At 70.6% G+C, this 15184-nt stretch carries 10 protein-coding genes; 6 read left to right on the plus strand and 4 right to left on the minus strand.

The features are described from left to right. The first annotated feature begins 15 nt into the window (after nt 1-15). The 6 genes from ACYVOK_RS31485 (at nt 16) to ACYVOK_RS31510 (ending at nt 8308) form a co-directional block, all read left to right on the plus strand. Nucleotides 16-681, plus strand: a complete 666-nt coding sequence (locus tag ACYVOK_RS31485) for a response regulator transcription factor (protein ID WP_460666220.1) — start codon at nt 16-18, stop codon at nt 679-681. Continuing rightward, the gene (locus tag ACYVOK_RS31490) at nt 681-1937 is read left to right on the plus strand and encodes a sensor histidine kinase (RefSeq protein ID WP_460666221.1); all 1257 of its coding nucleotides are present in this window, start codon (nt 681-683) and stop codon (nt 1935-1937) included. The genes ACYVOK_RS31485 and ACYVOK_RS31490 overlap by 1 nt, the downstream gene beginning before the upstream one ends. 80 nt (nt 1938-2017) lie before the next feature. Continuing rightward, nucleotides 2018-2980, plus strand: a complete 963-nt coding sequence (locus ACYVOK_RS31495; RefSeq protein WP_460666222.1) for an AAA family ATPase — start codon at nt 2018-2020, stop codon at nt 2978-2980. 12 nt (nt 2981-2992) lie between these two features. Beyond that, nucleotides 2993-5065: a fibronectin type III domain-containing protein gene (locus tag ACYVOK_RS31500; RefSeq protein WP_460666223.1), complete on the plus strand. Its 2073-nt coding sequence runs from the start codon at nt 2993-2995 to the stop codon at nt 5063-5065. Between the two features lie 4 nt (nt 5066-5069). Beyond that, on the plus strand, nt 5070-6206 hold the full coding sequence (locus tag ACYVOK_RS31505; protein WP_460666224.1) for a DUF58 domain-containing protein: 1137 nt from the start codon (nt 5070-5072) through the stop codon (nt 6204-6206). Then, a complete protein-coding gene (locus tag ACYVOK_RS31510; RefSeq protein ID WP_460666225.1) occupies nt 6203-8308 on the plus strand; it encodes a transglutaminase family protein in 2106 nt (701 codons plus the stop codon). Before ACYVOK_RS31505 ends, ACYVOK_RS31510 begins: the two co-directional genes overlap by 4 nt. Before the next feature lie 96 nt (nt 8309-8404). On the opposite strand, the gene ACYVOK_RS31515 is transcribed toward ACYVOK_RS31510, so the two are convergent. The 4 genes from ACYVOK_RS31515 to glgX all read right to left on the minus strand — a co-directional run bounded on the left by ACYVOK_RS31515 (nt 8405) and on the right by glgX (nt 15073). Next, nucleotides 8405-8611: a hypothetical protein gene (locus tag ACYVOK_RS31515; protein ID WP_460666226.1), complete on the minus strand. Its 207-nt coding sequence runs from the start codon at nt 8609-8611 to the stop codon at nt 8405-8407. A gap of 172 nt (nt 8612-8783) precedes the next feature. Beyond that, nucleotides 8784-10508 (minus strand): malto-oligosyltrehalose trehalohydrolase, encoded by a 1725-nt coding sequence (gene treZ, locus ACYVOK_RS31520; protein WP_460666227.1) that lies wholly within the window; start codon nt 10506-10508, stop codon nt 8784-8786. Next, nucleotides 10509-12959: a malto-oligosyltrehalose synthase gene (treY, locus tag ACYVOK_RS31525; protein ID WP_460666228.1), complete on the minus strand. Its 2451-nt coding sequence runs from the start codon at nt 12957-12959 to the stop codon at nt 10509-10511. It abuts the gene before it with no gap. Then, on the minus strand, nt 12956-15073 hold the full coding sequence (gene glgX / locus ACYVOK_RS31530) for a glycogen debranching protein GlgX (protein WP_460666229.1): 2118 nt from the start codon (nt 15071-15073) through the stop codon (nt 12956-12958). Before glgX ends, treY begins: the two co-directional genes overlap by 4 nt. Between the last annotated feature and the right edge of the window lie 111 nt (nt 15074-15184).

Raw genomic sequence — 15184 nt, forward strand, 5'->3', positions numbered from 1 at the left:
CACACGAGGTTGCCGGTGCGCGTACTGGTGGTAGAGGACGACGAGGACCTGCAGGTGGCGGTCCCGGCCGCGCTCCGGTCGGCGGCACTGGCGGTGGATGTCGCGGGCACCATCGCGGCCGCGGACGAGGCGCTGTGGGTGAACTCGTACGACTGCGTGGTGTTCGACCGGATGCTGCCGGACGGCGACTCGATCGAGTACGTCCGCGGCCGCCGGCAGGAGGGCTGGGCGGTCCCTGTCCTGTTCCTGACCGCGCGGGACACGCTGGCCGACCGCGTGCGAGGCTTCGAGCACGGTGGCGACGACTACCTGGTCAAGCCGTTCGCGGTGGCCGAGCTGACCGCCAGGGTGCTCAGCCTGTGCCGTCGCGCGGGCACCGGCCGCCCGCCGGTCCTGCGGTACGCCGATGTCGAGCTGGACTCGGGTCGCCGCGAGGTCCGCCGGGCCGGCGTACTGCTGACCCTGACAGCGAAGGAGTTCTCCGTGCTGGAGTACCTGATGGTCCGGCCCGAGCAGGCCGTGTCCCGCAGCGAGCTGATCGAGCACTGCTGGGACTCGGCCGCCGACCCGATGTCGAACGTCGTCGACGTGACCATCAAGCGGCTGCGCGGCAAGCTGCGCGGACCCGAACTGATCCGGGCCGTCCGGGGTCAGGGCTACCGGCTGACCGGCGGCGTCTGATGCGTGGTCCTTCGGTCGAGCGGCTGCGCCGGTTGCGCTGGTGGCTGACCGCGCTGTTCACGGTGATGAACACGGTCGGGCTGATCATCCTCGCGCCGGTCGTGATCACGCTGGACTCCGAACGCCGTACGACGCAGGTCGACAACGAGCTGAACGTCGTCACCGCACCGGTGCTGCGCCTGATCAAGGAGGACGGCGGCTCGCTCAGCTACCCGGCTGTCAGCAGCGACCCGCTGAACGCGAGCTGCCCCCAGTTCGTGATCGTGCCAGGCTCGGCCGAACCGTTCCCGAAGCACGAGAGCGCGCTCGACTGCACGCCGGTCGATGCCGCGGTGCTGGACGAGGTGGCGAAGCAGGCGACGACCGGCGTGGGGACGACCCTGTACGCCGATCGGAAGGCGGCGGACGGTGACCCGATCCGGGTGGCCGCCGAGCCGTTCAAGGGCCAGAACGGCACGGTCATCGGCGCTGTGGTGGCGTGGATCGACACCGAGGAGCAGGCGTCGCAGCACCAGCGGCTGGTGATGGTGGTGCTCGCGGTCTGCGCGGTCCTGATCGGTGCCGCGGCGCTGGCCGGCTACTGGTTGTCCGGGCGGGCGATCCGGCCCGCGATGGCGGCACTCGAACAGCAGGAAACGTTGCTGGCCGAGACCGCCCACGACCTTCGTACGCCGGTCGCCGCGCTGCGGGCGCTGGCCGAGACGGCGGCGCAGGATCCGGGGCAGCGGGCCGAACTGCTGCCGCGGACGGTCCGGCTCGCCGGGCGGATGGGCGACATCATCGACGGTCTCCTCGTCCGGGCGCGGCTGGCGGCCGGCGTCGAGCAGCTGGCCGTCCAACCGGTGTGGCTCGACCAGCTCGTCGCCGGGGTGGTCGAGGATCTGCCGACCGACGGCGCGCGGATCTCACTGGTGACCGCGCCGACGATGGTGCGGGCCGACCCGACCCTGGTGCAGCGCGCGATCGGCAACCTTCTGGACAACGCGATGCGGCACGGCCGGGCTCCGGGTGCCGACCAGGCGATCGTCACGGTCACGGTCGCCGACGGCCGGGTCACCGTGGCCGACCAGGGCCCCGGCATCGACCCCGCGGTCGGCGAGGACCTGTTCGACCGGTTCACCAGTGGCGGCGGGTCGTCCGGGCTCGGCCTGTCCATCGTCCGCTGGGTCGCGCTGTCGCACGGCGGCGACCTGAAGGTCTACAACGCCGACGAGGGCGGCGCGATCTTCGAGTTCCGGCTGCCTACCTCTGAGTAAAGGACCAGTTCTGTACGCGGAATGGACCAGCGCTGAGTAGGGTCACTGAGTGCGGTCCGGCGAACACCTGGGAGAACGACATGAGCGCCACGATTCCGCCCGGCGAGGCGTACCGGCTGGTTGCGGACAACCTCGGCAAGGTCATCCACGGCAAGCCGGAGGTGATCAGGCTCGCGCTGACCGCGTTGTTCGCCGAGGGGCACCTGCTGATCGAGGACGTGCCCGGCCTGGGCAAGACGACGCTGGCCCGGTGCATCGCCCGCAGTATCGACGCGACCTGGAACCGGATCCAGTTCACCCCGGACCTGCTGCCCGGTGACATCACCGGCGTGATGGTCTACCACCAGGGCACCGAGACGTTCGAGTTCCACCCCGGCGGCATCTTCGCCAACGTGGTGGTCGCCGACGAGATCAACCGCGGTACGCCGAAGACGCAGTCCGCCCTGCTCGAGGTGATGGCCGAGCGCCGGGTCACGGTCGACTCGAACACCCGCGCCGTACCCGACCCGTTCCTGGTCATCGGCACCCAGAACCCGATCGAGATGGAAGGCACCTACCGGCTGCCGGAGGCGCAGCTGGACCGGTTCCTGATGCGGATCGAGATCGGCTACCCCGACCACGACGCCGAGGTCCGGATCGTGCTCGGCGACACCGGCCGGATCGGCCCCGACTCGCTCAGCCCCGTGATCGACGTACCGGCGCTGCGGAACGCGATCGCCGCGGTCCGGTCGGTCCACGTCGACCCGGCGATCAGCTCGTACGCCGTCAAGCTCGCGGCCGCGACGCGGGAGCACACCGCCGTCCGGTACGGCGCCAGTCCACGCGGCAGCATCGCGTTGGTCCGGGCCGCGCGGGCGTTCGCCGCCACGGACGGGCGGGCCTTCACCACGCCGGACGACGTGAAACAGGTGGCCCAGCCGGTCCTCGCGCACCGGCTGGTGCTGACCCCGGACGCGGAGCTGAGCCAGCGGCCGCCGTCGTCCGTGGTGGAGGAAGTGCTGGCCGCGACACCGGCCCCGACGGCCGGCGTGAGCGCGGGCTGAGCGAGGTCTGCCGTGAGACGCATCTTCCGCGCCGAGGACGGTGGAACCGGCACCGGATGGCGTTCCCGCGCCGCCCTGGCCGGAGTGATCGCCGTCTGCATGGCCGTGACCACGCTCGCGGTGACCGGAGCCGGTGCGGACTCCGCCGGGATGAAGTTCGTCCAGTCCGGCCACCTGATCTACAACAGCACCCTCGGCACCGTCTTCCACGTCGACGGCGGCACCAAGAACATCGACGGTCAGGTGCAGGTCCCCGGGCTCGGCACCGGCGTACGCACGGTCCAGACCGACACGCAGGGCTTCGTGCTGTCGCGTGGCGGCGTCACCGAGTTCGGCAAGTCCGACCTCAAGGTTGCCGACCCGCGGCCGGCGCCGTCGGACGAGCAGCCGACCGCGTTGGAGGCGCCGGGCGCTGCGTTCGCCGTGTACCGGCAGGCCGGGGCGATCAGCCGGCTCGGCGTGAAGCCGGTGACGATCTCGGTGCCCGGTGCGCTCGGCCGGCCGGTCGTCACCTCGAACGGGACCCTGTGGGTGCATCGCATCACCAATCGCGAGCTCTGCCAGCTGCCGATGGACGCCGATCGCCTGTCCTGCCCGGCCGAGGTGGCCGGCGGGCACGCTGGCGCGCTGACCGTGGTCGGTGACCAGGTCGTGTTCGTGGACACCACCGCGCGCGAGCTGCGGACGCTCGGCGCCGACGGCTTCGGCCGGACCGTGCCGATCACGGGCGTCCAGCTCACGCCGGAGTCGCTGATCGCGCCGTACGACGTGAACGGCCGGATCGCGATCGTGGATCCGGCGAAGAACGAGCTCCAACTGGTCGACGCGGCCCTGTCCGGTGACCGCCGGCCGGCCGCGGCCGAGGTCCACAAACTACCGCGGGGCAAGTACTCGCAGGTCGCCTCGTCCGGCAACGGCGTCGCCCTGATCGACGAGTCGAGCAACACCCTGGTCACGGTGGACTCCGACGGCCGGAAGAAGGACGCGCGGCCGATTCCGGGACCGTCCGGGAAGGCCACGCCGGGCAAGGACGAACGGCCGGAGCTGTTCCGCGGCGCGGACAAGCGGCTGTACGTCGACAGCGTCACCGGTGAGCACACGATGGTCGTCGACGACGACGGCGCGGTCACCGAGGTCGAGGCCCGCGATCCCGGTCAGAAGGGCGGCGGGAAGCGGGTCCCGGAGACCAAGCCGAGCACACCGCCACCGTCGACACCGCCTTCCACGAAGCCGTCGGCACCGCCGTCCATGAAGCCGTCGCGCACCGAGCCACCCCGGACCACCGAGCCTCGCCGGACCACGGAACCGCGCCGGACCACTGCGCCGAAACGGACCGAGGGACCGGACGAGGGCAACGGCGAGGACAAGCCGGTCCGGCCGCGCCGGACCCCGCCGCCGGAGAGGTCCGAGCCGCGGGAGACCACCAAGCCGACGACCACACCGCCGGCCCGGAAGCCCGCACCGAAGCCGAAACCCAAGCCGGTGAAGGCAAGTCCGGCCGCTGCGCCGCCCGGGCTGCGGGCGGCCGTGTCCGACGGCGCGGTGACGCTGACCTGGCGGGAGCCGAACCTCAACGGCGGCAAGCTCACCGGTTACCGCGTCGTCCTCGGCGGCGAAGCCGCGTCGACGGCGGCCCGCCGGTACACCTGGGCCGGGCTGACGAACGAGACGGCGTACACCTTCCAGGTCCGTGCCGTCACCCGCGGGTCCAGTGGCGAAGTGCTGATCGGCGCGGCGGCGACGGTGACCGCGACGCCGAAGGGTGAGGGCCGGGTTCGGATCGCGTACGGCGAGAAGGTGACCAAGTACGAGGACAGCCACTGCCCGGAGGGGACGAGGGACGACTGCGCCTTCGTCCAGGTCGAGGCGAGTGGTCTCGAGCCGAACACCACCTACCTGTTCCGCGCCTACGCCAGCGCCTGGGGTGAGATCCACGACGGCGGTTACGAGGTGGAGACCGACGACGAGGGCAGGATCAGCAAGAAGATGTTCCACAACGCGGCGGTCGGGCAGCGGATTTACGTGACCGCGACCGGGCCGGGCGGACCGTACAGGTCGAACACCGTGACCTGGCCGAGCGGGTGACGGGATGCGGTTGACGGGGCGTGGTGTCGCGGTGCTGCTCGGCTCGGTCGCGGCGTACGGGCTCGGAGAGATCGCCGGGTACGCCGTCTTCCGGGCGCTCGGCGGGATCGGGCTGGGTGCGCTGATCGCCGCGATGGTGCTGACCGTGCGGCAGCCGCAGGTGACGGTGCAGCGGATGCTGTCACCGGACCGGGTCGAACGCGGCCGGCCCGCGTTGGCGACGCTGCGGGTACGGAACGAAGGGACCCGCTGGCAGGCGTCGTTCGCGGCGCACGACTCCGCGGGCGACGAGCGGCAGGAGGTCCGGATCCGGCGGCTCGGCCCGGGCAGTGAGGCGACGTACCGCTACGAACTGCCGACCTCGAAACGCGGCAAGGTCGCCGTCGGACCACTGACGCTGGAGCGGCGGGACCCGCTCGGCCTGGCCCGGAACAGCAAGGCCACCGGTGAGGCCGCGACCTTGTGGGTGCATCCGAAGCGGCATCCGACCAAGACGGTCGTCGCCGGCCGGCCGCGGCACCACCACGTCGGCCGGACCGCCGACGACTCGCTGCGTGGCTCGGCGGATCTGCGCGACGTCCGCCCGTACGTCGTCGGCGACGAGGTGCGCCACCTGCACTGGAAGGCGACCGCCCGGACCGGGCAACTGATGGTGCGCGACTTCGCCGATCCCGACCAGCCGCGGCTGACCGTGCTGCTGGACACCCGCCGCGAACCGTTGTCCGCGGCAACCTTCGAGGAGGCGACCGAGGTGGCGGCCTCGATCCTGTTCGCCGCCTCGACCGCGGGTCACCGCTGCCGTCTGGTCACCACGGCCGGCGCCGACCTCGCGGCGCGGGGCGGCGCGGTCGCCTCCCGCCAGTTTCTCGACGAGTTGTGCGTGGTCGGGCAGGGTGACGACCGCTCCGGACTGCTGCCGCCGGTGCTGACCACGGGTACGTCGGCAGGCGGCGCGATCGTGGTCGTCACCGGCGTCCGTGGATCGGCCGCCGAACTGGCTCCGCTGCTCACTCGCTACTCGTCCGTCACCGTCCTCGGTCTGGGCGACGTCCAGGGTGTGGCACCGATCCTGGGTGCCCAGGTCATCCTCGCCGGCAGCGCCCGCGAGGCGCTCCAGCAGTGGACGGCGGTGATCCAGTGAACCGCCGGCGGACGATCGCGGCGCTGGTCGGTGTGCTCATCGGCGGGTTGTGTTTCGCGCCCGTCTTCGGGGTCGGCAACCTGTGGCTTCCGGTGGGTGCGGTGTGCGTGATCGCCTACCTGGCCACGGAAGCCTGCCGGCAATGGCGCGGGCTCATGACCTGGCGCCCGTTGCTGGTGGTCCTCGGCGGCCTGCTGGCCGTGGTGGAAACGGTGCTTCGGGCAACGACTGTTGCCGGTGTGCCGACGGTGGAGTCGGTTCGGGCCCTGGGCCGTGGGCTGACCGGGTGGCGGCTGACGCTGGAGTCGACCTGGCCGGCCCGGCCCGATCCGGAGCTGGTGGTCTTCGTTCCGCTGCTCACGCTGGTGGCCTGTGTCCTGGCGGTCGAGTTGATCGACCGCGCGCCACCACTGGTCGCCCTCGTACCCGGGGTCGCGGTCCTCGGCGTCAGCCAGTTGTACATCGCCGCGACCGGGCTGACCGCCGTACTGATCGCCGCCGGTTACTGCCTGACGGTCATCGCTCTGCTGATCCCGGAGAACCTGGAGTACCGGCGCATCGCTCCGTGGGCGGCGACCGCGGCGGTCGCCGTTGCGGCGATCGTCGCCGCAGTGGCCGCGGCGTCGATCGATCCGGTCGGACGTACGCCGTACTCGCTGCAGAAGGTCCAGGCTGCCACCGCGTCCGGGGCACGGCTGACCAGTCCGCTCGACGAACTCGGCAGCCGGCTCAGCTCGCGCGGTACGACCAGGGACAAGGTCGTGTTCCGGTACCGGGCGTCCGAGCCGGTCGACCGCTGGCGCCTGGTCGCGCTGGACGACTTCGACGGTGCGGGCTGGTCCACCGACCACCCGTTGCTCCGGATGGGGTCCACGCTCACCCCCGGCCCGGAGGTCCGGGTCGACACCACGACCCAACGGGCATCCGTCCAACTCGAGGACCTGGACGGCCCCTGGCTGCCCGGCCAGTTGCTGCCGGCAACTGTCTCGGGCGTCACCGAACCCCAGGTGGAGCCGGTCGGGAGCACCCTGCTGGCACCGCAGCGGCCGGGGCACTACGAGCTGACCTGGCGGGAGCCGGCCGTCGACAGTTCCTACCTTCTCGGCGCGGGGATCGACGCGGACGCGCCCGGCGGACTGTCCGATCTCGGTCCGGTGCCGCCGGAGGTCTCCGAGATCAACCCGCTGCAGGGCAAACGCGCCACCTTCTCCACCGCGCTCGCACTCGAGAAGTACATGCGGGACAACTATCAACAGGCGGTCGGCGAACAACTGCCGACCGGTCACAGCTGGCCGCAACTGCGTTCGTTCCTGCTCAAGGAGCGGGCGGGGACGAGTGAGCAGTTCGCCGCCGGGTACGTCGCGCTGGCCCGGCTCAACGGCATTCCGGCCCGGCTCGTGGTCGGGTTCCGGGCGCCCGCCGAGCCGGATCCGGACGGTCTCTACACGGTCCGCGACAGCGACGCGTACGCCTGGCCGGAGGTCGCGGTCGACGGTGTCGGCTGGTGGCCGCTCGACCCGGTGGCCCAGGCCGCGACCGGGAAGGCGTCCGTGGCCGGGTCCACCGCGAAGGTCACCGAGCAGGCGCGCGCCGCGGTTCCGCCGGTCGAGCAGATCGAGGACCCCGAGGTGCCACCCTCGACCGACGACGGCACGTCCGCCCGGAGCTGGGATGGGGTCCGGATCCCGCTGCTGTGGATCTTCCTCGGCTCGACCGGATTGCTGCTGATGTGGCTGGCCGGCGTCCCCCCGCTGAAGTTCGTCCGGGCGCAGCGGCGAATGCGCCGTACCGGAAGCGCGTCCGTGGTCGGCGCGTGGGCCGAGGCGCGCGACCGGCTGCGCGCACACGGAGTGCAGGTCACCGCCGGTATGACGGTCCGGGACCTGGCGCACGCCGCACGCGAACTACCGGACACCGAGGTCGGCCTCAGCCGTGTCGCGACGGCGGTGGACCACGCGCTGTGGTCCGGCGGGCCGGTCGGTGCGGACCTCGGTCAGCAGGCGTGGACCGGCGTCCGCGAACTCCGCAAGGCACTCCGCCGCCGGCCCTGGCTGGATCGGCTCCAGGCGTCCCTCGAACTGCGGACCCTGTTCAGCCGTTGAGCGTGCCGCAGCGGCCGTCGGGTTCCGGCACGACGGCCGCTGTGGTGACTTGCCGGCTGCGGGGACCCGGTCCGGCGGGCCCTGCCATCCGGTCGTTCAGCTCAGGACGGTCTTCTTCTCGTCCCGGCCGTGGTGCTCGCGCCCGGCGGTGCGCCGTTCGCGGGCCGGCTCGTGCAGCGGGTGCTCGGCCGTCCGTGGTGCCGGGCACACCGGGCCGCGGCGGATCGGTCCGCCACCCAGTCTCCGGCTCTTCCACTGCTTCTCTTCGTAGTCGTAGTAAGTGTCGACGCCTCCGACTGTCATAGATGTCCCTCCGTCAACCCCCGCTACCCCTGCTGGCGGATTCCACAGTCCGTCAACAGTGGCCTGTGACACAAGCAATTCCGGAAATCCCCACCGACAAACGGATTCGAACAGCCGGATGTGTTCGGTTTCCGCGCAATTCTGCCCAAAAGCTGTTCAACGCTTGACGTTCTCAGATCTCGAAGATCGCGGCGCCGTGGCCGGACAGGCGGATACCGTCGGTCACCGGATCCGCCGAACCGAAGGCCAGCACCTGGTACGCCGGGGCGCCGTCGACCGGCACCACGGTCTCGCCGGCGGCCAGGCTCACCACGATCCGGAAGCGGCCGCGGGTGACCACGAGCCAGTTCCCGCTGACGTCGTACGCGATGCCGACCGAGTCCAGCCGGTCCTCGCGGAGGTCCGGTGTCCGGGCGCGCAGCGCGAGCAGGTCGCGGTACCAGGCGAGCAGCTCGCGGTGCGGTGACTCGTCGAGCTCGGACCAGTCGAGCACCGAGCTGCGCCACGTCTCCGGGTCCTGCGGATCCGGGATCTCCTCGGCATCCCAGCCGTGCGCGGCGAACTCGCGCCGGCGGCCGGTCCGGACGGCCTCGGCCAGCTCGGGTTCCTGGTGATCGGTGAAGTAGCGCCAGGGCGTCGAGGCACCCCACTCCTCGCCCATGAACAGCATCGGCGTGTACGGCGAGGTGATCACCAGCGCGGCGGCGATCGCGAGCTGGCCCGAGGTCAACGCCGGCCGGTCACCGAGGGCGCGGTTGCCGACCTGGTCGTGGTTGGACGTGTACGCGAGGAACTGGCCGCCGCGGTGCCGGGCCGGGTCGACCGGGCGGCCCCAGTCCTTGCCCCGGAAGGTCGAGTAGGACCCGTCGTGCAGGAACACCTGGGTGAGCGTCTTGGCGAACACGCCCGGCTCCCCGAAGTCCACGTAGTACCCGGCTCGTTCGCCGGTCAGCAGCGTGTGCAGCGCGTGGTGGAAGTCGTCACTCCACTGCGCGGTCATCCCCAGACCGCCCTCGTCCACCGGCTCGACCATCCGCGGGTCGTTGAGGTCTGACTCGGCCACCAGACCCAGCGGCCGCCCCAGCTCCTTCGACAGCTCGCCCGTCTCCGACGACAGCTGAGCCAGCAGGTGCGTCGGACTGTCGTCGGCCAGCGCGTGTACGGCGTCCAGCCGCAGAGCGTCGATGTGGAACGACCGGAACCACCGGAGCGCGTTGTCGCAGATCCACCGGCGTACCTCGTTGCTACCGGTGTCGTCCAGGTTGACCGCCGGTCCCCAGGGTGTGGTGTGCCGGTCGGTGAAGTACGGCCCGAACTCGGCCAGCCGGTTCCCACTGGGTCCAAGGTGGTTGTAGACCACGTCGAGGCAGACCGCCAACCCGACCTTGTGGCACCGACTCACGAACCGCTGCAACGCCTCCGGCCCGCCGTACGGCTCGTGGACGGCGTAGAGGTGTACACCGTCGTACCCCCAGCCGTGACGCCCCGGGAACGCGGCAACCGGCATCAGCGAGACCACCTCGACTCCGAGCGTCACCAGGTGGTCCAGATGCTCTGCGGCCGCCTCAAGCGTGCCTTCCGGGGTGAAGGTGCCGATGTGCAGCTCGTAGAACACCGAGCCCCGGACATCGCGCCCGGTCCACTCACTGTCCGTCCAGCGGAACAGGTCCTCGTCGAACACCCTGCTGAAGCCGTGGACGCCGTCCGGCTGCCAAGGGCTGCGCGGATCCGGCAGCGGCTCACTGCCGTCGACGGAGAACGCGTAGTCAGTGCCGTGGCCGGCCTCGGCCACCTCCCGCTCCCACCAGGCCCCAGCCTGATGCATGGGCAAGCGGCCGTCTCGCAGGACCAGGTCGACCGACGAGGCGTCGGGCGCCCACACGCGGAAGGTGTGCATTCAGCTCCTTACGAGCAGCGCCACCGGGAGGTCTTCCAGCAGCTCGTGGATCCGGGCTGCTCCACTACCCACGATGCGGCCGGTCAACACGTTCTTCCATTCGCCGGGTGGCAGGACGACCGTGCTCTCGCCCCAGCCGCCGAGGCGGTGGAGGGCAGCCGGGAGACGGGTCGCGACGGTGATGACGGTGTTGGCATCGTCGCCGCGGGCGAAGGCGACGGCATGGCCGTTCGAGGTCGGCAGCGGCGTGTAGCTGCCGGAGAAGGCTTCCGCGTACTGCCGGCGGATGCGGAGTGCCCTGGACGTGACCAGGAGCTTCTCGTCGGAGAGGTCGTCCGGTTTGGCGCCGGCGTCGAGACGCTGCAGCCGCTCGATCCGGTCCTGGTAGTCGACCGGACGCCGGTTGTCCGGGTCCACCAGGGACAGGTCCACCAACTCGGTGCCCTGATAGACGTCCGGTACGCCGGGCATGGTGAGCTGCACAAGCTTCTGGCCGAGCGTGGCGGCCCGGACGAACTCGCCCTGCCTTGCGGCAAAGCGTCGTACCGACTCCAGCACTGCGGTGTCGGCGAGGACGCCGGTGCAGAAGGAGGCGACGGCCTTTTCGTACTCCTCGTCCGGCGACGTCCAGGTGGTGTGACGCTTGGCCTCGCGGATCGCCTTCAACAGGTAGGCCTGCAGCCGGTCCTCGGGCAGCGGGCCGTCGTCCCACGTGCCGAAGAGCGTCTGCCAGAACAGGTACTCCGTGCTGCCGTCCAGCAGCGGGCTCCGATGGTCCTCCGACAGCCGTCGCCACTCCCGGACCGCCTCCGACCAGGCGGCGGGCTGCTCGGCCAGCACGCCGAGGCGCGCCCGCACGTCCTCGGACCGCTTGGTGTCGTGGGTGGACAGCGTTGTCATCGTCTTCGGCCACAGCTGGTTCAGCCGGGCCGCGTAGGCGTGGAACTCCTCCGGCGTGACGCCGAAGTGCTCCGGGTCCCCGCCGACCTCGTTGAGCGCCGCGAGCCGGAACCACCGGTAGAACGCGGTGTCCTCGACACCCTTCGCCATCACCGGCCCGCACGTCTGCTGGAACCGGACGATCAGCTCGTGCCGCGCGTGTTCGTCGATCCGGCCCGCCGTACCGGCCTCCCGGCCGAGCAGCAGGTCCAGTACGACGTCCAGCGTCTCCTGCCGGTCCTCGTCCAGGTTCTCCCGGGCCTTCGCCGCGGCGTGCTCCAGGGCGCGTACAGCGGCGGGTCCGGGCTGCTCCCCCGGTACGACGTACGCCCGGTAGATCTCGAAGTTGACCAGCAACTCGACCACCACCTCGTGGAACGCACGGCGGGTGTGGTCACGCAGTCGTACGTCGTCCTGGCAGATGCGAGCCAGCAACTCCACCAGCCGGTGCACCTCGGCGTACTGGCCGTGCTTCACGACCTCCCGCTTGGCCTCCTCCACCACCGGACCGAAGTCGGCCGGCTCACCGGTCAGCTCGGAGTGGAACGCCGCCAGCGGTGCAGCACCTGCCGGGTCGACGAACAGGCCGCCGACGCGCAGCAGCGCGTCGTACCCGGTGGTCCCGGCGCAGGGCCAGTCGTGCGGGAGCTCCTCGTCGCCTTCGAGGATCTTCTCCACCACGACCCACGCACCACCGGTCCGCTCGGCCAGACGGCGCAGGTACCCGCGCGGGTCGGCCAGACCGTCCGGGTGGTCGATGCGGAAGCCGTTGAGTTTCCCCTCGTGCAGCAGCTCCAGCAGCAGCTCATGCGTGGCTTCGAAGACCTCCTGGGTCTCCACGCGGACAGCGGCGAGCGTGTCGACGTCGAAGAAGCGCCGGTAGTTGAGTTCCTCGTCAGCGACCCGCCAGTGCGCCAGCCGGTACCACTGCTCGGTCACCAGCTCCGCGATCGGCAGATCCTCGGTGCCCGGCCGCAGCGGGTATTCGTGGTCGTAGTACCGCAGTACGTCGCCGTCGACCGAGAACTCGCCGTTCGCCAGCACCTTGCCGATGCGCTGACCGAGCACCGCCATCAGCAACGGCTGGTTCCCGGAACCCCAGTCGACGTCGAACCACTCGGCGTACGGCGACCCCGGTCCGTCCCGCAGCACCGACCACAACGCCTTGTTGAGCCGCGCCGGCGTCGGCACCGCCACATGGTTGGGTACGACGTCCGCCACCGCACCCATCCGGTGATCGGCCAGCCGGGCCGCCAGCCGGTCGAACGCGGGACGGCCCCCGGCCGGCTCCGACAGCCGGCTGTGGTCCACCACGTCGTACCCGTGCATGGAGCCGGGCGCCGCCTGGAGGATCGGGGACAGGTACGTGTGCGAGATCCCCAGGCTGTGCAGGTACGGGACGATCTCGGCCGCGTCGTCGAATCCGAACCCGCCGTGGAGCTGCAGGCGGTAGGTCGCCTGTGGGCTCTGACCTGAGCGGGTGGGCGGGGACGGATTCGACGCAGAACTCATCCGGCCGCCTTCCTGGGGCGGGTCAGCACCAGCGTGCTGCGGGCCTCGAGCCGGATCGTGCTGCCGGCCGCGAGCGGCTCGTCACTGGCCCCGCCCTGAGCAGCAGTCGTGTCCACGGCCACGGTCCAGTTCTCTGCGTACTGCTTGGGTGGGAGCAGGAAGTCCAGCGGCTCGTGGTTGCTGTTCAGCAGGACCAGGAACGAGTCATCCACAACCGGCTCACCGCGGGGATCCGGCTCGGAGATCGCGTCGCCGTTGAGGAACACCGCGACCGCCCGGGCGTCGTCGCGGGTCCAGTCGCCGTTCTGCATTTCGGTGCCCTTGGGCGTGAACCACACCAGGTCCCCAAGCCCGTCGACGCCGGTGTCGCCGTGGAAGAAGCGGCGCCGGCGGAAGACCGGGTGGTCGTTGCGCAGCCGGACCAGCGTGCGGGTGAACTCGAGCAGGTCCTTCTGCGCGTCGGTGAGCTTCCAGTCGACCCACGCGATCTCGTTGTCCTGGCAGTAGACGTTGTTGTTGCCGCTCTGGGTCCGGCCCAGCTCGTCGCCGTGGGACATCATCGGCACGCCCTGCGAGACCATCAGCGTGGTCAGGAAGTTGCGCTGCTGCCGGGCCCGCAGCCCGAGCACCGCCGGGTCGTCGGTCGAACCCTCGACACCGCAGTTCCAGGAACGGTTGTGACTCTCGCCGTCCTTGCCGCCCTCGCCGTTCGCCTCGTTGTGCTTCTCGTTGTACGACACCAGGTCGCGTAGCGTGAACCCGTCGTGCGCGGTGATGAAGTTGATGCTGGCCAGCGGCCGGCGGCCGTCGTCCTGGTACAGGTCCGACGAGCCGGTCAGCCGGGACGCGAACTCGGCCATCGTGTACTTCTCGCCGCGCCAGAAGTCCCGCACGGTGTCGCGGTACTTCCCGTTCCACTCCGTCCACAGCGGCGGGAAGTTGCCCACCTGGTAGCCGCCGTCACCGACGTCCCACGGCTCGGCGATCAGCTTCACCCGGCTGACCACCGGGTCCTGCTGGACCAGGTCGAAGAACGCCGACAGCCGGTCCACCTCGTGGAACTGCCGGGCCAGCGTCGCCGCGAGGTCGAACCGGAACCCGTCCACGTGCATCTCGGTGACCCAGTAGCGCAGCGAGTCCATGATCAGCTGCAGCACGTGCGGGTGCCGCATCAGCAGGCTGTTGCCGGTGCCGGTGGTGTCGTAGTAGTGCCGCTTGTCCTCGTCCACCAGCCGGTAGTACGCGGCGTTGTCGATGCCCTTGAACGACAGGGTCGGGCCGAACTCGTTGCCCTCGGCGGTGTGGTTGTAGACGACGTCGAGGATCACCTCGATGTCCGCCTCGTGCAGCGCCTGGACCATGGTCTTGAACTCGGCCACCTGCTGCCCGCGGGTGCCGGTCGAGGAGTAGGCGTTGTGCGGGGCGAAGAAGCCGATGGTGTTGTAGCCCCAGTAGTTCGACAGTCCACGTTCGGTCAGGTGCCCGTCCTGGGCGAACTGATGCACCGGCATCAGCTCGATCGCGCTGACCCCGAGCTGCTTGAGGTGGTCGATGATCACCGGGTGCCCGAGCGCGGCGTAGGTGCCGCGGATCTCCTCGGGCAGCCCCGGGTGGGTGACCGTCAGGCCCTTGACGTGGGCCTCGTAGATCACCGTCTCGTGGTACGCGTGCCCCGGCGGGCGGTCGTTGCCCCAGTCGAAGAACGGGTTGGTCACCACCGACAGCATGGTGTGCTCGCGGTTGTCCATCGTGTTCAACTCGTCCGGCTTGTCGAACCGGTAGCTGAACAGCGACTCGTCACCGTCGATCTGCCCGTCGATGGCCTTCGCGTACGGGTCCAGCAGCAGCTTGGACGGGTTGCACCGGTGTCCCTCGGCCGGGTTGTACGGCCCGTGCACCCGGAACCCGTACCGCTGGCCCGGCTGCACCGCCGGCAGGTACGCGTGCCAGACGAACCCGTCCACCTCGGTCAACTGCACCAACTGTTCGGACCCGTCGTCGCCGATCAGGGCCAGATCTACTCGCTCAGCTACCTCCGAGAACAGCGCGAAGTTCGTCCCGGAGCCGTCGTACGTGGCTCCGAGGGGGTAAGGACGGCCAGGCCATTTCTGCACGCGATGACAGTAGCCACCTCCACCCCCAGACCATGCATGGCGGGGTGTTTTGCTCCTGAGAGTTCACCCGTGTGCGCCGGACCGCTCACCACCGCGGCCCGGCGCACCGGA

The sequence above is a fragment of the Kribbella swartbergensis genome (genome assembly GCF_054784135.1).